We start from the raw sequence: 19,650 nt of genomic DNA, 5'->3' as shown, positions 1-19,650 counted from the left end.
TAGCGAGGGAACACTGAGCCTAAGCGAAGTGCCGTACGCCGGGGCCAAGACTTTTTTGGTTACTTTTGAGGCGTTTGTCAAAAGTGACTCGCTGTAAGAGCGAAACCGCCAGCGGCAGCACCCGAAGCAACGGATATGCCCCCAAAATCAAGCGCAAAGAACCAAATCCCGGACAAACAAAAACGCCCGGCAAATGCCGGGCGTCTTGTATTGACTTGATTAGCGAGCGCGGTAGGTGATGCGCCCTTTGCTCAAGTCATAGGGCGTCAGCTCGACGCGCACTTTGTCACCGGTAAGAATACGAATGTAGTTCTTGCGCATCTTGCCGGAGATATGCGCGGTTACGACGTGCCCATTTTCCAATTCCACGCGAAACATGGTGTTTGGCAGGGTGTCGACGACAGTGCCTTCCATTTCGAAGCTGTCTTCTTTCGACATGCAGTAAAGCCCTCGGTGTCCAGTGAATGGCCCGGTGCAACTGCGCCAGGCAAAAGCGGCGTGCATTGTGCCCGAAAAAGGGGGTTTACGCCAAGGGGTTTAGGGCCTGTGTTCAGTTCAGGATGACCCAGCGCTGATTAATCAGCAGTTCGATAGGCCGATATTGGGTCTTGTAGTTCATTTTTTTGCAGTTCTTGATCCAGTAGCCAAGGTATACCGCTTCGAGTTCCAGGCGTCTGGCTTCGGCAATCTGCCAAAGGATGGCATAGCGTCCCAGGCTGCGACGTTCTTCTTCCGGTTCGTAGAAGGTATAGACCGCCGACAAGCCGTTGGGCAGCAGGTCGGTGACAGCGACCGCCAGCAACCGTCCGTCGAGCCGGAACTCGTAGAAACGGGAGAACGGCAGGTCCCGAACCAGAAAAGTCGAGAATTGATCGCGGCTTGGGGGATACATGTCGCCATCGGCGTGCCGCTGTTCGATATAGCGCTGGTAAAGGTCGAAATATTCTTCGCTGAAGCCCGGCTTGACCGGACGCACCTGCAAATCGGCGTTGCGTTTGAAAATGCGTTTCTGCTGGCGGTTGGGGTTGAACTGCGCCACGGGAATGCGCGCAGGTACGCAGGCATTGCAGTTCTGGCAATGCGGGCGATACAGGTGGTCGCCGCTGCGACGAAAGCCCATTTCCGACAGGTCTGCGTAGACATGCACATCCATGGGCTGGCTGGGATCGAGAAACAGGGTCGTGGCCTGCTCCTCGGGCAGATAACTGCAAGAGTGAGGCTGAGTGGCATAGAACTTCAACCGCGCCAACTCGGTCATGATCAACCCTCGGGATAAGCTGGTGAATTAAGTGTATGCCACGCGCGCAAATGTCGCTCAGCAAACCCAGGTGGCCTGGCTGGGCCGGTCGAGATGTCGGGACAGATAATCGGCAAATGTGCTGCGAGAAATCGCCCGTGCACCGAGGCTGTGCAGATGATCGGTCGGCATCTGGCAGTCGATCAATACGAACCCCGAGTTTTTCAGGTGTTCTACAAGCGTGGCGAAGCCATATTTGGAGGCGTTGTCGGCGCGGCTGAACATTGATTCGCCAAAAAACAGTTGCCCCATCGCCAGGCCATAGAGGCCCCCGACCAGTTCGCCTTCATCCCACACTTCCACGGAATGGGCGAAGCCGCGCCGGTGCAATTCGATGTAGGCATCCTGCATGGCTTCGGTGATCCAGGTACCATCAGCGTACGCCCGAGGTGCGGCGCAGGCATGGATGACGGCTGCGAAGTCCTGATCGAATGTTACCTGATAGCGCTGTTTGCGCAGCAATTTGCCCAGGCTGCGGGAAATGTGCAGTTCGTCGGGAAACAGCACGGTGCGTGGATCCGGCGACCACCAGAGAATTGGCTGGCCCTCGGAAAACCATGGAAAGCAGCCGTGGCGATAGGCCTGGATCAAGCGATCGGCAGACAGGTCGCCACCGGCCGCCAGCAATCCGTTGGGATCGCGCATGGCCTTTTCCAGTGGCGGGAAAGTCAGTGAATTGCGTTGTAACCAAGTCAGCATGGCGTCCGGGCTTGCAGAAGGGGAGGGCGGTGGGCATTTGGGTCCGATGCGAAGTGTGCCGATAAATGACGGGATTGTCCTCCCGAACCTGCGCGATGTCGGCTCTTCTGCAACTTGCCCTTGAGGATGCGGTCGTAGACGGGCATTCGGCGAGATAGTGTGTGCTTCGTTACGTTCATCAAATACACCTCATAAGCCTTTGTCACAAAAGACAATGCATGCTCAAATTGCGCCGCAGGTCGCGTCTGTTTGGCTATGCTTGAGCTTGAGGTTCGAAGCATGGCATCGAGCGCGCAAACCCGTACAATGCCGGGCTGTTACAGAATATTCGCTGCGTGCCGTGTTTATAAAAGACCGGACGCAGTGTTAAAAGTAGTCTCGGTTGCGCCCGTCAATTTTTTACTTGTCTGGATCGGGCAGTTTTTTATCGTCATTCAATAGAAGGACGCGCCTCTGGCGCAGGAAAAGAAGCGTTTTGAAGAAATCCACGGAAGCACCAAAAACAGTCGTTCCGCTCTGGCGTCAGCAGTTGCACTACCGGCTCAAGGAAGGTGCATTGATCGCCATTGGCGCCCTGTGTCTGTTCCTGATGATGGCCTTGCTGACCTACGGCAAGGACGATCCGGGCTGGAGCCATAACAGCAAGATCGACGACGTGCAGAACTTCGGTGGCCCGGCGGGCTCCTACAGCGCCGACATCCTGTTCATGGTGCTGGGTTACTTCGCTTATATCTTCCCGCTGTTGCTGGCGATCAAGGCGTATCAGATCTTTCGTCAGCGCCACGAGCCCTGGCAGTGGAGTGGCTGGCTGTTTTCCTGGCGCCTGATCGGTCTGGTGTTCCTGGTGCTGTCCGGTGCGGCGCTGGCGCACATTCATTTTCATGCCGCCACCGCATTGCCGGCCGGCGCCGGGGGGGCGCTGGGCGAAAGCCTTGGCGATCTGGCCCGCAACGCCCTGAACATTCAGGGAAGTACATTACTGTTCATCGCATTGTTCCTGTTCGGCCTGACCGTGTTCACTGACCTTTCGTGGTTCAAGGTGATGGACGTCACCGGCAAGATCACCCTCGACCTGTTTGAACTGTTCCAGGGTGCGATCAATCGCTGGTGGTCGGCGCGCACCGAGCGCAAGCAGCTGGTGGCGCAATTGCGTGAAGTCGATGACCGGGTGCATGACGTGGTCGCGCCGACCGTCACCGACAAGCGTGAGCAGGCCAAGGTCAAGGAACGTCTGATCGAGCGTGAGCAGGCCCTGAGCAAGCACATGTCCGAGCGCGAGAAACAGGTGCCGCCGGTGATCATGCCGGCCCCGGTCAAGGCGCCCGAACCGAGCAAGCGCGTGCAGAAGGAAAAACAGGTTCCGCTGTTCGTCGACAGTGCGGTGGAGGGCACCCTGCCGCCGATCTCGATTCTTGATGCGGCGGAAAAGAAACAGCTCAACCACTCGCCGGAGTCGCTGGCCGCCATCGGCCATCTGCTGGAAATCAAGCTCAAGGAATTCGGCGTCGAAGTCACCGTGGATTCGATCCACCCGGGCCCGGTCATTACCCGTTACGAAATCCAGCCGGCAGCCGGTGTGAAGGTCAGCCGTATCGCCAACCTGGCGAAAGACCTTGCGCGTTCGCTGGCCGTGACCAGTGTGCGGGTGGTGGAAGTGATTCCGGGCAAGACCACGGTCGGTATCGAAATTCCCAACGAAGACCGGCAGATCGTGCGTTTCTCCGAAGTGCTGTCGACACCCGAGTACGACAACTTCAAGTCGCCGGTTACTCTGGCTTTGGGCCACGACATCGGCGGCAAACCGGTCATCACCGACCTGGCGAAGATGCCTCACCTGCTGGTGGCCGGTACAACCGGTTCCGGTAAGTCGGTGGGTGTGAACGCGATGATCCTGTCGATCCTGTTCAAGTCCGGTCCGGACGACGCCAAACTGATCATGATCGACCCGAAAATGCTCGAGCTGTCGATCTATGAAGGTATTCCGCACCTGTTGTGCCCGGTAGTGACCGACATGAAGGACGCCGCCAACGCCCTGCGCTGGAGCGTTGCCGAGATGGAGCGTCGCTACAAGCTCATGGCGAAGATGGGCGTGCGAAACCTGTCCGGCTTCAACGCAAAGGTCAAGGAAGCCCAGGACGCCGGCGAGCCGCTGAGCGATCCGTTGTACAAGCGCGAAAACATCCACGACGAAGCGCCGCTGCTGCAGAAGCTGCCGACCATCGTCGTGGTCGTGGACGAATTCGCCGACATGATGATGATCGTCGGCAAGAAGGTTGAAGAACTGATCGCCCGTATCGCCCAGAAGGCGCGGGCTGCAGGTATCCATTTGATCCTCGCGACCCAGCGGCCTTCGGTGGACGTGATCACCGGTCTGATCAAGGCCAACATCCCGACGCGGATGGCGTTCCAGGTATCGAGCAAGATCGACTCCCGGACCATCATCGACCAGGGCGGCGCCGAACAGTTGCTCGGTCACGGTGACATGCTCTACATGCCACCGGGCACCAGCCTGCCGATCCGGGTTCACGGCGCATTCGTATCCGACGATGAAGTGCATCGGGTGGTCGAAGCCTGGAAACTGCGCGGCGCACCGGAATACAACGATGACATCCTCAACGGTGTCGAAGAGGCGGGCAGCGGATTCGAAGGCAGCAGCGGCGGGGGTGACGGTGACGATCCGGAAGCCGACGCACTGTATGACGAAGCCGTGCAGTTCGTGCTGGAAAGCCGTCGCGCCTCCATCTCCGCTGTACAGCGCAAGCTCAAGATCGGCTACAACCGTGCTGCGCGCATGATCGAAGCCATGGAAATGGCCGGGGTTGTGACGGCCATGAACACCAACGGTTCCCGCGAAGTCCTGGCTCCCGGCCCGGTGCGCGACTGATTCAAATGCAATGGACGGCCCATGAGGCGCCGTCCAATTTCCCACGCGTATTCAAGAGGACTCCCATGCGTCTTATCCGCATGCTGCTGCCGGTACTGGCTCTGACCACCCTCACGGCTCACGCCGATGACAAGGACGTGGCACGCCTGACCCAATTGCTGGAAACATCCAGGACCCTGACCGCCAATTTTTCCCAGCTGACCCTCGACGGCAGCGGTACCCAGTTGCAGGAAACCACTGGCGACATGACCCTGCAGCGTCCGGGTCTGTTCTACTGGCACACCAATGCGCCGGCCGAGCAGACCATGGTCTCCGACGGCAAGAAAGTCACCCTGTGGGACCCGGACCTGGAGCAGGCGACCATCAAGAAGCTGGACGAACGCCTGACCCAGACCCCGGCCCTGCTGCTGTCCGGTGACGTGTCGAAGATCAGCCAGAGCTTCGACATCACCGCCAAAGAGGCGGGCGGTGTGATCGATTTCACTTTGAAACCGAAGACCAAGGACACCCTGTTCGACAGCCTGCGCCTGTCGTTCCGCAACGGTCTGGTCAATGATATGCAACTGATCGACAGTGTCGGCCAGCGCACCAACATTCTGTTTACCGGTGTGAAGGCCAACGAAGCGGTCCCGGCTTCGAAGTTCAAGTTCGACATCCCCAAGGGTGCCGATGTGATCCAGGAATAAACACAGAGGTTTCAACGCTACGTGATGGATCTGTTTCGCAGTGCATCGATTGCCCAGCCACTGGCCGCCCGTTTGCGGGCGACCAATCTGGATGAGTACGTCGGTCAGGAACACGTGCTCGCTCGCGGCAAGCCTTTGCGCGAGGCGCTGGAGCAGGGCGCCCTGCATTCGATGATCTTCTGGGGCCCGCCGGGCGTGGGCAAGACCACCCTGGCGCGGCTGCTCGCGGAAGTCTCGGATGCGCACTTCGAAACCGTTTCGGCAGTGCTCGCCGGGGTCAAAGAGATCCGTCAGGCGGTGGAAATCGCCAAGCAGCAGGCCGGTCAGTACGGCAGGCGCACAATTCTGTTTGTCGATGAAGTGCACCGCTTCAACAAGTCCCAGCAGGATGCGTTTCTGCCGTACGTGGAGGATGGCACGCTGATTTTCATCGGCGCCACCACCGAAAACCCTTCCTTCGAACTGAACAACGCGTTGCTGTCGCGGGCGCGGGTCTATGTACTCAAAAGTCTCGACGAAACCGCGTTGCGCAAACTGGTGCACCGCGCACTCACCGAAGACCGTGGCCTGGGCAAGCGTCATCTGACCCTCAGCGACGAAGGCTTTCAGATGCTGTTGTCCGCCGCCGATGGCGATGGCCGGCGTCTGCTCAATCTGCTGGAAAACGCCTCGGACCTTGCAGAAGACAACAGCGAGATGGGCACCGAGCTGCTGCAAAGCCTGCTCGGCGATACCCGCCGCCGTTTCGACAAGGGTGGCGAAGCGTTCTACGACCAGATTTCCGCGCTGCACAAATCGGTTCGCGGCTCGAATCCGGACGGCGCGCTGTACTGGTTTGCGCGAATGATCGACGGAGGCTGCGATCCGCTGTATCTCGCCCGGCGCGTCGTGCGCATGGCCAGCGAAGATATCGGCAACGCCGACCCTCGCGCTTTGAGTCTGTGTCTGGCCGCATGGGAAGTGCAGGAGCGGCTCGGCAGCCCCGAAGGCGAACTCGCCGTGGCCCAGGCCATCACTTACCTTGCCTGTGCGCCGAAAAGCAACGCGGTGTACATGGGCTTCAAGACTGCGCTGCGCGCCGCCGCCGAACATGGTTCGCTGGAAGTGCCGCTGCACCTGCGCAATGCGCCGACCAAACTGATGAAGCAATTGGGTTACGGCGACGAATACCGCTACGCCCATGACGAGCCGGATGCCTACGCCGCCGGCGAAGATTATTTCCCGGAAGAACTCGACCCGATTCCGTTCTATCAGCCTGTGCCCCGTGGCCTGGAGTTGAAGATCGGCGAGAAGCTCAACCACCTTGCACAACTCGATCGTTTAAGCCCCCGGCAGCGGAGAAAATAGTGGTTCCATTGATCGTTGCAGTTTCCGTCGGCGGGATTGCCGGTACCTTGTTGCGCTTCGCCACCGGCAATTGGGTCAACGCCAATTGGCCGCGGCACTTCTATACCGCGACGCTGGCCGTTAATATCGTGGGCTGCCTGTTGATCGGCGTGTTGTACGGCCTGTTTTTGATACGCCCGGAAGTCCCCGTCGAGGTGCGTGCCGGGTTGATGGTCGGCTTCCTCGGGGGGCTGACGACTTTTTCATCCTTTTCACTGGATACGGTGCGCCTGCTGGAAAGCGGGCAGGTACCGCTGGCCCTGGGCTATGCGGCCATCAGCGTATTCGGCGGGCTGCTCGCGACGTGGGCCGGCCTGTCCCTGACCAAACTTTGATAACGAGAAACCGACATGCTCGATTCCAAACTGTTACGTAGCAACCTTCAGGACGTAGCGGACCGCCTGGCTTCCCGTGGCTTTGCCCTGGATGTCGCGCGCATCGAAGCGCTGGAAGAACAGCGCAAGACCGTCCAGACCCGCACCGAAGCACTGCAGGCCGAGCGTAACGCGCGTTCCAAGTCCATCGGTCAGGCCAAGCAGCGCGGCGAAGACATTGCGCCGTTGATGGCCGATGTCGAGCGCATGGGCAACGAGCTGACTTCCGGCAAAGCCGAGCTGGAAGGCATCCAGGCCGAGCTGGACACCATTCTGCTGAACATTCCGAACCTGCCGCACGAATCGGTGCCGGTTGGCGAAGACGAAGACGGCAACGTCGAAGTCCGCCGTTGGGGCACCCCGACTGCCTTCGATTTCCCGGTTCAGGACCACGTGGCCCTGGGCGAGAAGTTCGGCTGGCTGGACTTCGAAACCGCCGCCAAACTGTCCGGCGCACGTTTTGCCCTGTTGCGCGGCCCGATTGCCCGTCTGCATCGCGCGCTGGCGCAGTTCATGATCAACCTGCACGTCACCGAGCACGGCTATGAAGAGGCCTACACGCCTTATCTGGTTCAGGCTCCTGCGCTGCAAGGCACCGGTCAATTGCCGAAGTTCGAAGAAGACCTGTTCAAGATCGGTCGCGAAGGTGAAGCCGATCTGTACCTGATCCCGACCGCCGAAGTGTCGCTGACCAACATCGTGGCCGGTGAAATCGTCGACGCGAAACAACTGCCGATCAAGTTCGTCGCCCACACCCCGTGCTTCCGCAGCGAAGCCGGTGCGTCGGGTCGTGACACGCGCGGCATGATCCGCCAGCACCAGTTCGACAAGGTCGAGATGGTCCAGATCGTCGAGCCGTCCAAATCCATGGAAGCGCTGGAAGGCCTGACCGCCAACGCCGAGAAAGTCCTGCAGCTGCTGGGCCTGCCTTACCGCACCCTGGCGCTGTGCACCGGCGACATGGGCTTCAGCGCGGTCAAGACCTACGACCTGGAAGTGTGGATCCCGAGCCAGGACAAATACCGTGAAATCTCGTCGTGCTCCAACTGCGGCGACTTCCAGGCCCGCCGCATGCAGGCGCGTTTCCGCAACCCGGAAACCGGCAAGCCTGAGTTGGTACACACCCTGAACGGTTCCGGTCTGGCAGTCGGTCGTACTCTGGTGGCGGTGCTGGAAAACTACCAGCAGGCCGACGGTTCGATCCGCGTACCGGACGTGCTCAAACCGTACATGGGTGGCCTTGAGGTCATCGGCTAAATGAAATATCTGCCGCTGTTTCACAATCTGCGCGGCAGTCGTGTGTTGGTGGTCGGCGGGGGGGAGATTGCCTTGCGCAAATCCCGCCTGCTGGCCGATGCCGGTGCGCTGCTGCGGGTCGTCGCACCTGAAATCGAAGCGCAACTGCGTGAACTGGTTGCCGCCGGCGGCGGTGAGTGCCAGTTGCGTGGCTACGCCGAAACGGATCTGGACGGTTGCGCGCTGATCATTGCCGCCACCGACGATGAAGCGTTGAATGCGCAAGTCTCCGCCGATGCCCATCGGCGCTGTGTGCCGGTCAACGTGGTGGATGCGCCAGCGCTGTGCAGCGTGATTTTTCCGGCGATCGTCGATCGTTCGCCGCTGATCGTTGCGGTCTCCAGCGGCGGCGATGCGCCGGTGCTGGCCCGGCTGATCCGCGCCAGGATCGAAACCTGGATTCCGTCGACCTTCGGTCATCTGGCCGGTCTGGCCGCGCGCTTTCGCGATCAGGTCAAAGGCCTGTTTCCCGATGTGCAACAGCGTCGTGCGTTTTGGGAAGACGTGTTCCAGGGGCCGATTGCCGATCGACAACTGGCCGGGCAGGGCGCTGAAGCCGAACGTCTGTTGCAGGCGAAGATCGACGGTGAAGCGCCTGTGGCCACGGGTGAGGTGTATCTGGTGGGTGCCGGGCCGGGCGATCCGGATCTGCTGACCTTCCGTGCCTTGCGTCTGATGCAGCAAGCCGATGTCGTGCTGTATGACCGCCTGGTAGCGCCAGCGATTCTTGAGCTGTGCCGTCGTGATGCCGAGCGGGTTTACGTCGGCAAGCGCCGCGCCGATCACGCCGTGCCGCAGGATCAGATCAACCAGCAACTGGTGGATCTGGCCAGGGCCGGCAAGCGCGTGGTGCGGTTGAAGGGCGGGGATCCGTTCATTTTCGGCCGTGGCGGGGAGGAGATCGAGGAACTGGCAGCCCATGGCATCCCGTTCCAGGTGGTGCCGGGCATTACCGCCGCCAGCGGTTGCGCGGCGTATGCCGGGATTCCGCTGACCCATCGCGATTACGCGCAATCAGTGCGCTTCGTGACAGGGCACTTGAAGGACGGATCCACCGATCTGCCGTGGGCCGACCTCGTCGCGCCGGCGCAGACGCTGGTGTTCTACATGGGGCTTGTGGGGCTGCCGGTCATCTGCGAGCAGTTGATCAAGCATGGCCGCTCCGCCGATACCCCGGCAGCGCTGATCCAGCAGGGCACCACGGTCAATCAGCGAGTCTTTACCGGCACGCTGGCTGATCTGCCGCGTCTGGTGGCGGAGCATGAAGTGCATGCGCCGACACTGGTCATCGTCGGCGAAGTGGTGCAACTGCGCGAGAAACTGGCGTGGTTCGAGGGCGCTCAGGGGCAGGTCTGAGAACCGAGTACCCCATTCGCGAGCAGGCTCGCTCCCACAGGGGATTTGTGCACCGCACAGTCCAACGTGGGAGCGAGCCTGTTCGCGAAGAGGCCTTCAAAAACGCTGAAAAACTCAGCTCTGACGCCAAACCCCTTTCCCGCCCAACCGGTTCCGGTCATGGGCGACCGTGAAATCCTGCTCCGGCCCCTTTGGCACAATCCCGGTCGGGTTGATGGTCTTGTGGCTGCCGTAGTAGTGATGCTTGATGTGCTGGAAATCCACGGTCTCGGCAATGCCCGGCCACTGGTACATCTCACGCAGCCAGTTCGACAGGTTCGGATAGTCGCTGATTCGCCGCAGATTGCATTTGAAATGCCCGTGGTACACCGCGTCGAAACGAATCAGCGTGGTGAACAAGCGCACATCCGCCTCGGTCAGGTATTCGCCCGTCAGATAACGGTTGGCGCCCAGCACCTGCTCCAGATGATCGAGTTCGGCGAACACATCGTCGAAGGCTTCTTCGTAGGCATTCTGCGAGGTGGCAAATCCGGCGCGGTACACGCCGTTGTTCACGGCAGGGTAGATCCGCTCGTTCAGCGCATCGATCTCGCTGCGTAATGGCGCCGGATAGAAGTCCAGATCGTTGCCGGTCAAGTCATCGAAGGCGCTGTTGAACATGCGGATGATCTCCGCCGATTCGTTGCTGACGATGCGCTTGAGCTTCTTGTCCCACAGCACCGGTACGGTGACGCGGCCGGTGTAGTCGGCAGTATCGGCGGTGTAGCGCTGGTGCATGAAGTCGAAGTGATCGAGTCTGTCGCCGGTCGACCCGAGGTTCCGGTCGAAGGTCCAGCCGTTTTCCAGCATCAGCCAGCTGACCACCGAAACGTCGATCAGGCTTTCCAGGTCCTTGAGTTTGCGCAGGACCAGTGTGCGGTGGGCCCATGGACAGGCGAGAGAGACGTAAAGGTGATAACGCCCGGCCTCGGCGGCGAAACCACCTTCACCGCTCGGGCCGGGCTCGCCGTTGCGAGTGACCCAATTGCGGCGCTGCGCCTGCTCGCGCTGGAACGCGCCGTCCTTGCTGCTTTCGTACCACTTGTCCTGCCAGTGGCCGTCGACGAGTAAACCCATGATCAAGACTCCAGAAACCAATAATCGTTGGAGCCCAGTCTATTCCGATGAGTTCGAACAAAAAGCGCAAAGATCGGGCGTTAATGATCGGTTAAATCGATTTGTCCCGTGCGGTCCAGTATTGCTCGGCGGTTTCAAAGGCCTGTTCACGACTCTGGCCGAGGCCGCGTAGCGCCAACGCCATGGTCGAAATCAGCGCCATTTGCGGGTAACTGTCGAGCACATCGCCGCGCCAGACGGCCTTCAGATGCCCCATATCCAGCGATGCCGGTTTGACGTGACGCTGCGCCGACAGCTGCGGCCATTCCTCGTCCCAGCTCTCGCCACCGGTGGTGCCGTACAAGTGGCTGTCGGCATCCGGGTTGATCTCGATTTCGCCGCCGTCGCCCTTGATCACGACTGCCGTGTCGCCGAGCAGGCCGCTGGCATCGCGGTGCACCGCTTGATAACCGGGGTGGAAAATACTCTGCAAGCCGCAACGCGCCCCCAGCGGATTGAGGATCCGCGCCAGCGAGTGGATCGGCGAGCGCAGGCCGAGGGTGTTGCGCAGGTCGATCATCCGTTGCAGCTGCGGCGCCCAGTCCACCAGCGGCATGAACGCCAGCCCGCCGTTGTCCAGCGCGGCACCGACCTGTTGCCAGTTGCGGCACAGCGGGATGTTCAGCTCGCCGAGCAACTGTTCGCAATACAAACGCCCGGCAGTGTGCGCGCCGCCGCCGTGCATGAAGATACGTACGCCATTTTGCGCCAGGCACTTGGCCGCCAGCAGATACCACGGCAGGTGACGTTTCTTGCCGGCGTAGGTCGGCCAGTCCAGATCGACCTTCAATGCCGGCGCCTTCAAACGCTCGCGCAAAGCCTCGGTGAAACCGGCCATCTCTTCGGCACTCTCTTCCTTGTGCCGCAGCAACATCAGGAACGCGCCGAGCTGGGTTTCTTCGACCGCTTCGTCGAGGATCATGCCCATGGCTTCCCGGGCTTCTTCACGGGTCAGGTCACGGGCGCCGCGCTTGCCCTTGCCGAGGATGCGCACGAACTGGGCGAACGGATGCTCGGCGGGCGTTTCGAGAGTCAGCGCTGGATAGTCGGTCATAGGCAGTTCGTCGGTTTGGGCAGGCCCGCCAGTTTCGCGGCGAGTTTGGCAGGGGTGCCTTTGAACAGGCGGTTCAGGTGCAGGCTGTTGCCTTTCTCTGCGCCGAGTTTGAGCGCGGTGTACTTGATCAGTGGCCGGGTGGCCGGCGACAGCTGGAATTCGGCATAGAAGCTGCGCAGCAGTTCGAGGACTTCCCAGTGTTCGGCGCTCAGTTCGATGTCTTCAGCAGCAGCGAGGGCGCCGGCGACTTCGGACGACCAGTCGTTGAGGTCGACCAGGAAGCCATCTTTGTCCAGTTCGATGGTGCGGGTGCCGACAGTCAATGCATTCATAGCCAGGTGTTGACCTTGTCGTGATGGATCGACAGCTCGACGAAGGCCGCATAATCGATGGCTTCGGCCCAGTCCGGAACCTGCAAGGCGCGGGCCTGCGCGTCTTCGGCCAGGACGAAGAGCTTCACTTGTCGGTTTTCCAGTGCATTGAATGGCGCGGTGCCGGGTTGCAACGCATAAGCGGCGTCGCCACACAGCAGCAGCGCGTCGGCAGTGCCGAGCAGACGCAGGCAACTGGTCAGGCGTTCGTCGCCGAACGGGGAATGGGACAACACATGCAAGGTCGACATCAGAGGGTGATCACCTGGTCGTAACGGTCAATAAGGGCGGTGATTTGTGCGGCAGCCAAGGGCTGCGCCTCGTCCAGCGAGCGATCACCGAGGCCGCGAGCGCTGGCGCTGTCGACGCAGTAGAACAGCTCTTCGACGCCGAACATTGGCAACGCTTGCAGGTTGGCGCTCAAATCTTTCTGTTGCAGCGCCCTGGCGTTCTGCCCGGCGGCCAGTTGCAACACGCCGTCGTCCAGAAACAGCAGGCCGATCGGCAGATCGAAGGCGCCGCCGGCCAGCACGATGTCCAGTGCTTCGCGGGCGCCGGGGCCGGACCACGGTGATTGACGGCTGATAATCAGAAGGGACTTGGCCATGTCACGCGCCTCCGAAGCAGATCAGACGATCGGCATCCTGCACCGCGTCATGCAATTGACCGAGACCGGACAACTCCCACGGCGCGCTGACGGCCACGGCATCACGCTGATACCGCCCGGCTTCCTCGGTGTTCAATACGCCGCGACGCAGGGCGGCGGCGATGCACACCACGCCATCCAGGTTCTGTTCGGTGATAAAGGTTCGCCACTGTTTGGGCAGGTCCGTTTCGTCCTGCGGCGTGACCACGGCGTCGGACGCGTTGTAGACCCCGTCCTGATAGAAAAACAGCCGGACAATTTCATGTCCGCCGGCCAACGCTGCCTGCGCGAACAGCAAGGCGCGGCGCGAGGAGGGCGCATGGGCGGCGGAAAACACTGCAATGGCGAACTTCATGGCGGACTCGATCAGCAAAACTGCGGCCATGATAAAGCTTTCTCGGCGGGGCGGCGAAGTCGATGTTGCCGCAGACGTCAGCGCGGCATGTAACCCAATTGCCAGCGCCGGGGGATTTTCAGCGAGACCACGCCGATCAATCCCGCCAGCAAACCACTGGCGTACAACGCTCGGAGCCCCAGGTGATGTTCCAGCACAGCACCGAGGATGGCGCCGATGAACATGCCGCTCCACGGCACCAGTTGCACGCGCCAGCCGTTGCGCCGCTCACCCATTATCCAGCGCCCCAGGCCGCGGCCGAACCGCGAGAGTGCTCCGGTGACATAGGTCAGCCCGACCGCCAGACCGTTCACTTCCTCCACTGCAGCGTTGAGCATACCCATGGCGATGATCGCCGCCAGCAGCGCCGGCAGTTGCACGTCGGATGGCCAGGCGGCGGCCCCGCAGAGCAGTGTCGCGATGCACAGCAGCAACGGCAGTGCGCGACGCCCGCCGAGGCGACCGATCACCACGCCCAGGGCATTGCCGAAAATAAACGTAGCGACCAGGATCACCAGCCGCAGCGTCAGACTCACATCGCCATCACTGATCGCCACCGCCAGCCGGGTGGTGTTCCCGCTCATGAATGAAACGAAGTCGCCACTGGCCATGAAGCCGATGGCATCGGTCATCCCTGCCAGCACCGAAAGCGCGGCCACCATGGCCAGCCCCACGCGACCACGCCATTTCTGCGTGCGCAGGTGACCGGGGCTGGCGCGGTGAGTCGAGGCGGTTGGCAGCATTGGCGCAAATGTCCTTGATTGGAGGTCAGGGTTCTATGCCATAAAGGTCGCAATATTCCAACCACTCCATCCCGGCCATCTCCGCCACTTCACGGTGCACTTCCAGACGCTGCGCCTGATATTCCTCGGGGGTGGCTGCAGTCAGCTGCAAGGTCAGTTCCCAGGCAAACAGTCCCTGGCTTTCGGCCTCGGCTTCGAAGGCTTCGTGCAGGCGTTCTTCGCGGTACTGCGCCGGGGTTTCGCCCTTGGCCTGGGCCAGTAACGGATTGAGATGATCAAGGGTGTCGCGCAACTCGGGGCGGGCATCGAGAAACAGTTGCAGGGCATGTTCATGTCGCTGGTCGTTAGGCGCCATGGGGGTTCCTTGTGGGGGCGAATGATCCTAATGTGCCGCAGCTGTCGGCGTGTGTCGCGCTTTAAATGCAGTAAAGCAGAGCGGTTTTGCGTGTTGCGGTGATACAGTCCGTTTTTTTCCGAATGAGCAAATGCAATGCGAATGCTGATGACGGCGCTGGCGGCAACTCTGCTGGCCGGCTGCGCGGGTTCGGTGATGGAAAACGCCCGCACTCAACCCCCCTACAAAATCCTGAATTCGGACAAGCCCGAGAAAGTCGTGGCCGAGTGCGTGCAGTTCGCCTGGCAGGACGAAGCGGTGTTCGGCGTCGATGCGGCGGCGTATCTGCAACCGGGCAAGAAAGGCGGTTCTACGGTCTATACCCGTTCGGCAGAATCGTTTGTCGACTTGACCACTGCTGCGTCCGGCACGGTGCTGAATTACTACGCGCAGAAGGACGACTTCGTCGCCAAACGCCGGTTGGCGGCGTTGGCAACCTGTCTGTAAAGCCTCGCGCAGCCCGGGGGCTCAGACGTCCAGACGCTTCTGGAAAAACATGCGTTTGTGCCCCGGCGGATAATCCGTCAACTCGCCAAACTGGCTATACCCCAGCTTCCTGTAGAACGCCGGCGCCTGAAAATCGAAGGTGTCGAGCCAGGCCCCGATGCAACCTTTCTCCCGCGCCAGGTCTTCGGCCATGCGCATCAATTTCGTACCGATCCCCTGATGGCGGCCTTGCTCCGGCACCGAAAGCAAATCGACGAACAACCACTGGCACACCAACCGTCCGTAGAGCCCTCCAAGGATTTCGCCCTGCTCATCGCGAACCAGCAGTGTGAGCGGTTCCGACACTTTTATCCCGGCCTGAGCGACGTTGTAGGCATGCAGGGGCGCCAGAATGGCCAGGCGTTCTTCTTCCGTGGAGTCTTGTGACAGCTCGATCCGTAAATTCATGTGCAACATCCTTATGGCAGTGAACCGGCAGCCTATCGCGCCGCGGCCGATTGAGCCATACCGGCATTGGGCCGCTGGAACCGTCGCTTGCGCTTCATGGTCTAGCCCTTGAAAGCGTTCATTCCGAATGCTTCTGTCGAGGAGAGTCCATGAACATTTTCGAAGCCCTTCGCGAAAGCCATGACCGCCAGCGCAACTATGCCAGGGCGTTGATCGAAACCAGCGGCGATACCCCGGAGCGCGTCGAAGCCTACAAGCAACTGAAGGCCGAGCTGCAAGCGCACGAGACAGCCGAAGAGCGTCACTTCTATATCCCGTTGATGGCATTTGACAACGGCGTCGATCTGAGTCGCCACGCCATCGCCGAACACCATGAAATGGACGAGATGATGGAGGCACTCGACGAGACCGAAATGTCCAGTCCGGCCTGGCTGGCCATGGCGAAAAAGCTGTCGGACAAGGTGCATCACCATTTGAGGGAAGAGGAGCAGAAGTTCTTCCAGATGGCCGGCAAGCTGCTCGACGACAGGCAGAAAGAACAGCTTGCCGGGCAGTATGAAAAAGAGTTCAAGGCGCAGCTCGCCTGAGTCGGTGAATGCAGGTCTTTGTAATAACGCCGTGTAATCTTTTTGCCATGCGTCGGGTGAGAATCGTCGCAATGCACTGTATTTATATCCAGTATTTTCAGTGATTTTCTGGTCTTGTATCGGCGGACTGCGACAAAACCGCCGATGGACAAAAAATCCCTCTCCGTTAGCTTGAAGGCCTCTCCCCGGAAAGGAGAGTTCTTAAATCAATGGAGTGAAAATCATGAATCAACCACAAGCTCAAACCCAACTGCGACACGGTCGCGTCATTTCCCCTGCAAGCCGTGGTGCGGTGGCCATCGAACAAGGACTGCTCGGTGGCTGGCAGGTCAACGAGATGGAAGGCGGCAAGAACTTCCCGGCGCTGGTGGCCGGTCCGTTCCCGGCACCGTTCGAATCGGATAACCCGAGCGTCGTACCGCCGGCCGATGGACACATTCTCAGTGGCGGCAAGGATGACGCCCGTGACTGTGTGAACTTCACCGACGAGGAAATGAGCAAGAAACTCGGTCGCCCGTTCACCTGGCCGCTGCTCAACGTCACCCCGGGCCAGACCCTTGAAGTGAAATGGGAATACACCGCGCCCCACACCACCCGCGGTTATCGCTGGCTGATCACCAAGGATGGCTGGGACCCGAAACAGCGCATCACCCGTGCACAACTGGAAACAAAACCGTTCGCCGAGGACTTCTATCCGCAAGTGCCGTACTACAGTCATTCAGCGGAGCTGAAGGCCAAGGTCAATCACGCGGTCAAACTTCCGGCCAACAAGCACGGGCGACACGTCATTGTCTTGATGTGGATCGTCGCCAACACCGGTAACGCCTTCTATCAGGCCTTTGATGTGGACTTCAAATAAGTCCGCACCACCCACTTACACGTTCTGAAGGATTAGAACATGTCAAACATCGACTTCACGTTAATGCAAAACCAGGCGAGCGACGCTGCCTCGCTGATGCCGAGCATCGCCGGCAAGAAGATCCTCATGGGCTTCTGGCACAACTGGCCGGCCGGTCCGAGCGACGGCTATCAACGTGGTCAGTTCGCCAATATTGCGCTGGCGGACGTACCCAAGGACTACAACGTGGTTGCAGTCGCATTCATGAAGGGGAGCGGAATTCCCACCTTCAAGCCCTATAACGTCTCGGATGCCGAGTTCCGCCGTCAGGTTGGCGTACTTAACAGTCAGGGGCGGGCGGTATTGATTTCCCTTGGCGGCGCCGATGCGCACATCGAGTTGCGTGCCGGTCAGGAGCAACCGCTGGCCAACGAAATCATTCGTTTGGTGGAAACCTATGGTTTCGACGGCCTGGACATCGATCTTGAACAGAGCGCGATTGATTTCGCCGCCAACAAGACCGTCCTGCCAGCCGCCCTGAAACTGGTCAAGGATCATTACGCAGGCCAGGGTAAACATTTCATCATCAGCATGGCCCCGGAGTTTCCATACCTGACTACCTCCGGCAAATACGTCGGTTACCTGCAGGCACTGGAAGGCTACTACGATTTCATCGCACCGCAGTTCTACAACCAGGGTGGTGATGGTGTCTGGGTGCCGGAAGCCAACAACGGCAACGGTGCGTGGATCGCACAGAACAATGATGCGATGAAAGAGGACTTCCTCTATTACCTGACCGAAAGCCTGGTAACCGGCACTCGCGGTTTCACGAAGATCCCCGCGGACAAGTTTGTCATTGGCTTGCCTGCCAACAACGATGCTGCGGCCACCGGTTACGTGATCGACAAAAATGCAGTCGGCAACGCGATGAAACGCCTGGCGGTCAAAGGGCATCCGATCAAGGGTTTGATGACCTGGTCGGTGAACTGGGACAACGGCACCAGCAAGGATCGTGTGCCTTACAACTGGGAGTTCAGTCGGCGTTATGGACCATTGATCAACGGCGTAGCGACGGCCACCCTGGAGCCTGATGTCGCAAATGGCTGAGATGGCCTGTCTGCTGTAATGGAAATAAGAGCCCGGTAGCGCTGCCGGGCTTTTTTCGAGTTGGAGCCTGAACCCTTTTTTGTGGTGGCCCCTAACCGGCCTTGCCGTACGCTATCGAACAAAAGAGGCATCTATCCTGTCCGCTTTAACTTTGACGAATTTCCCATTCAAATGTGGGTATTCGTAGTGGATATCCTGATCCATAAAATCAATAACCGATCTGAAAAAATCGCCATCCAGATAGCCATAAATCTCACAGGAGAATCCATTGCCGAGCATCTCAATCTGCTTTTTTTCACACGCTGTTGCTGAAACACATCCTTCATCGGACAACACCATTTCGAACTCAACTTCGTAAGTTCTTCCGACCTCAATTTGCCAAGGGCTGTAGCTTGCGAAGCACCTGACTGCAGCACCCTCAACCTCCAGCAAGATAGAGTCTTCTACGATTGGATCTATTTCGACGACCAATGCTTTGTGCGTATCAGTCATGGGTAGGCCTCACAGCTTTATCTTGTGTATTTCCATTTATTGTCCGCCAAAACTCCTTTCCACTTTTGGTGTGAAGAGTCGTAATCTCATCATTTGTGTTGGTGCCAACAAAAGCAAATTTCGCTTCACCTTTTCGATTGGTCCCCATCAATTGTAGATATCCTGCTCGAACCTCTCCTTTGTATAGGTATTCCACACGAGTGCCTTGATTCACTACATCTCGTGCGATGAGCAAGTACTCTACTTTGTTCATCGCCTTGAATTCGGCGCCATGCTTTTCAAAATGCCCGGCAAGTTTCTCATCACTGCCAAAGTTTTCAGGTCGAGATTTGGGCTTTGGGGTGGGAGGTTCACCTTCATCAACAGCCGAACCACCCACCCCATCCGGCACCGAACATCCCGGCCTGTTCGGCGGCGGACAATTTGACGTCAACCCCAACGGATCCACCCACCCCGTCGGATTCGGCACGTACCGGTACCGGTTCAACCCGCCCGCCAGCTTCAGCGGGTCCGGCGTCAGGTACCGCCCAACGTCCGGGTCGTAATACCGGTGGCGGTTGTAGTGCAGCCCGCTTTCCGCATCGAAATATTGCCCCTGAAAGCGCAGCGGCTGGTCGAGGTAGTCGTCGCCGGCCAGTTCCACCGAGGTGGTTTTGCCGTAGGCGTTGTACCTGGCCGACCAGACGATGTCGCCGCTGTAGTCGGTCAGCTCCTGCGGGGTGCCGAGGTGGTCGAGCTGGTAGTAGAACGGGCAGGCGCGTTTCGGGCCCTGGCCGTCGAGCATCGCCAATGGGCGGAAGGTGCCGGGTTCGTAGATGAAGCTGCGGTGCTGGTCTTTGCTGCTTTCGGCGACGAGGTGGTCGCCCTGCCAGAAGAACTCGGTGGTCTGGCCGTCGACGGTCTTGCGGATGCGTCGGCCAAAGGCATCGTAGTGGTAGGTCGCTGTGCTGCCGTCGGGGCGGGTCAGGCCGATCAAGCGGTGCTGGCTGTCGTAGCG

23 protein-coding genes and 1 pseudogene are annotated in these 19,650 nt (G+C 59.7%); 10 read left to right on the top strand and 14 right to left on the bottom strand.

The features are described from left to right. Positions 1-219: 219 nt before the first annotated feature. The 3 genes from infA to aat form a co-directional block, all read right to left on the bottom strand. Positions 220-438, bottom strand: a complete 219-nt coding sequence (infA, locus tag BBF94_RS11565; RefSeq protein ID WP_002553999.1) for a translation initiation factor IF-1 — start codon at positions 436-438, stop codon at positions 220-222. 112 nt (positions 439-550) lie between these two features. Further along, a complete protein-coding gene (locus tag BBF94_RS11560) occupies positions 551-1,258 on the bottom strand; it encodes an arginyltransferase (RefSeq protein WP_065259166.1) in 708 nt (235 codons plus the stop codon). Between the two features lie 57 nt (positions 1,259-1,315). After that, entirely contained in the window at positions 1,316-1,996 is a 681-nt protein-coding gene (gene aat, locus BBF94_RS11555; protein ID WP_065259165.1) for a leucyl/phenylalanyl-tRNA--protein transferase, read from the bottom strand. 475 nt (positions 1,997-2,471) lie between these two features. Here aat and BBF94_RS11550 point away from each other — a divergent pair, with 475 nt between their 5' ends. The 6 genes from BBF94_RS11550 to cysG all read left to right on the top strand — a co-directional run bounded on the left by BBF94_RS11550 (position 2,472) and on the right by cysG (position 9,978). Continuing rightward, positions 2,472-4,880: a DNA translocase FtsK gene (locus BBF94_RS11550; protein WP_065259164.1), complete on the top strand. Its 2,409-nt coding sequence runs from the start codon at positions 2,472-2,474 to the stop codon at positions 4,878-4,880. Between the two features lie 65 nt (positions 4,881-4,945). Further along, positions 4,946-5,566: an outer membrane lipoprotein chaperone LolA gene (gene lolA, locus BBF94_RS11545; RefSeq protein WP_065259163.1), complete on the top strand. Its 621-nt coding sequence runs from the start codon at positions 4,946-4,948 to the stop codon at positions 5,564-5,566. 24 nt (positions 5,567-5,590) lie between these two features. Beyond that, positions 5,591-6,913: a replication-associated recombination protein A gene (locus BBF94_RS11540; RefSeq protein WP_065259162.1), complete on the top strand. Its 1,323-nt coding sequence runs from the start codon at positions 5,591-5,593 to the stop codon at positions 6,911-6,913. Then, positions 6,913-7,287, top strand: coding sequence for a fluoride efflux transporter CrcB (crcB, locus tag BBF94_RS11535; RefSeq protein WP_065259161.1), 375 nt, complete (start codon positions 6,913-6,915; stop codon positions 7,285-7,287). Before BBF94_RS11540 ends, crcB begins: the two co-directional genes overlap by 1 nt. Before the next feature lie 15 nt (positions 7,288-7,302). After that, a complete protein-coding gene (gene serS / locus BBF94_RS11530) occupies positions 7,303-8,583 on the top strand; it encodes a serine--tRNA ligase (RefSeq protein WP_065259160.1) in 1,281 nt (426 codons plus the stop codon). After that, positions 8,584-9,978: a siroheme synthase CysG gene (gene cysG, locus BBF94_RS11525; RefSeq protein WP_065259159.1), complete on the top strand. Its 1,395-nt coding sequence runs from the start codon at positions 8,584-8,586 to the stop codon at positions 9,976-9,978. A gap of 114 nt (positions 9,979-10,092) precedes the next feature. Here cysG and BBF94_RS11520 read toward each other — a convergent pair whose 3' ends face one another. The 8 genes from BBF94_RS11520 to BBF94_RS11485 all read right to left on the bottom strand — a co-directional run bounded on the left by BBF94_RS11520 (position 10,093) and on the right by BBF94_RS11485 (position 14,696). Then, on the bottom strand, positions 10,093-11,094 hold the full coding sequence (locus tag BBF94_RS11520; protein WP_065259158.1) for a glutathione S-transferase family protein: 1,002 nt from the start codon (positions 11,092-11,094) through the stop codon (positions 10,093-10,095). A gap of 91 nt (positions 11,095-11,185) precedes the next feature. Next, positions 11,186-12,187, bottom strand: a complete 1,002-nt coding sequence (locus tag BBF94_RS11515; protein ID WP_065259157.1) for a glycosyl transferase family protein — start codon at positions 12,185-12,187, stop codon at positions 11,186-11,188. Next, the gene (locus BBF94_RS11510) at positions 12,184-12,519 is read right to left on the bottom strand and encodes a TusE/DsrC/DsvC family sulfur relay protein (protein ID WP_065259156.1); all 336 of its coding nucleotides are present in this window, start codon (positions 12,517-12,519) and stop codon (positions 12,184-12,186) included. Before BBF94_RS11510 ends, BBF94_RS11515 begins: the two co-directional genes overlap by 4 nt. Further along, on the bottom strand, positions 12,516-12,809 hold the full coding sequence (gene tusB, locus BBF94_RS11505; protein ID WP_065259155.1) for a sulfurtransferase complex subunit TusB: 294 nt from the start codon (positions 12,807-12,809) through the stop codon (positions 12,516-12,518). The genes BBF94_RS11510 and tusB overlap by 4 nt, the downstream gene beginning before the upstream one ends. Next, complete coding sequence (gene tusC, locus BBF94_RS11500; protein ID WP_065259154.1) at positions 12,809-13,165, bottom strand: sulfurtransferase complex subunit TusC; 357 nt, start codon at positions 13,163-13,165, stop codon at positions 12,809-12,811. The genes tusB and tusC overlap by 1 nt, the downstream gene beginning before the upstream one ends. 1 nt (position 13,166) lies before the next feature. Continuing rightward, positions 13,167-13,559 (bottom strand): sulfurtransferase complex subunit TusD, encoded by a 393-nt coding sequence (gene tusD / locus BBF94_RS11495; RefSeq protein ID WP_065259167.1) that lies wholly within the window; start codon positions 13,557-13,559, stop codon positions 13,167-13,169. A 77-nt stretch (positions 13,560-13,636) separates the two neighbouring features. Next, positions 13,637-14,341, bottom strand: a complete 705-nt coding sequence (locus tag BBF94_RS11490; RefSeq protein ID WP_065259153.1) for a YoaK family protein — start codon at positions 14,339-14,341, stop codon at positions 13,637-13,639. 25 nt (positions 14,342-14,366) lie between these two features. After that, positions 14,367-14,696, bottom strand: coding sequence for a DUF6388 family protein (locus tag BBF94_RS11485; RefSeq protein WP_065259152.1), 330 nt, complete (start codon positions 14,694-14,696; stop codon positions 14,367-14,369). 135 nt (positions 14,697-14,831) lie between these two features. Between BBF94_RS11485 and BBF94_RS11480 the strand changes: the two genes are divergently transcribed. Continuing rightward, entirely contained in the window at positions 14,832-15,182 is a 351-nt protein-coding gene (locus tag BBF94_RS11480) for a hypothetical protein (protein ID WP_065259151.1), read from the top strand. A 21-nt stretch (positions 15,183-15,203) separates the two neighbouring features. On the opposite strand, the gene BBF94_RS11475 is transcribed toward BBF94_RS11480, so the two are convergent. Continuing rightward, on the bottom strand, positions 15,204-15,629 hold the full coding sequence (locus BBF94_RS11475) for a GNAT family N-acetyltransferase (protein WP_065259150.1): 426 nt from the start codon (positions 15,627-15,629) through the stop codon (positions 15,204-15,206). A gap of 149 nt (positions 15,630-15,778) precedes the next feature. Between BBF94_RS11475 and BBF94_RS11470 the strand changes: the two genes are divergently transcribed. The 3 genes and pseudogenes from BBF94_RS11470 to BBF94_RS11460 form a co-directional block, all read left to right on the top strand. Next, entirely contained in the window at positions 15,779-16,216 is a 438-nt protein-coding gene (locus BBF94_RS11470; RefSeq protein ID WP_065259149.1) for a hemerythrin domain-containing protein, read from the top strand. Positions 16,217-16,439: 223 nt separating this feature from the next. Next, a complete protein-coding gene (locus BBF94_RS11465; RefSeq protein WP_065259148.1) occupies positions 16,440-17,075 on the top strand; it encodes a lytic polysaccharide monooxygenase auxiliary activity family 9 protein in 636 nt (211 codons plus the stop codon). Positions 17,076-17,114: 39 nt separating this feature from the next. Next, a pseudogene (locus BBF94_RS11460) lies at positions 17,115-18,116 on the top strand (chitinase); the annotation flags it as partial. 156 nt (positions 18,117-18,272) lie between these two features. On the opposite strand, the gene BBF94_RS11455 reads toward BBF94_RS11460, so the two are convergent. Together BBF94_RS11455 and BBF94_RS11450 are read right to left on the bottom strand one after the other, a co-directional pair. Continuing rightward, a complete protein-coding gene (locus BBF94_RS11455) occupies positions 18,273-18,653 on the bottom strand; it encodes a hypothetical protein (protein WP_065259146.1) in 381 nt (126 codons plus the stop codon). After that, on the bottom strand, positions 18,646-19,650 hold a 1,005-nt coding region (locus BBF94_RS11450; protein ID WP_141676576.1), incomplete at its 5' end, for an RHS repeat domain-containing protein. The genes BBF94_RS11455 and BBF94_RS11450, both read right to left, overlap by 8 nt.

Source organism: Pseudomonas bananamidigenes (assembly GCF_001679645.1).
GTDB classification, from domain to species: Bacteria; Pseudomonadota; Gammaproteobacteria; order Pseudomonadales; family Pseudomonadaceae; genus Aquipseudomonas; species Aquipseudomonas bananamidigenes.
Note: the sequence above shows the minus strand (reverse complement) of the source record. Positions and strands in the feature narration are given on the sequence as shown.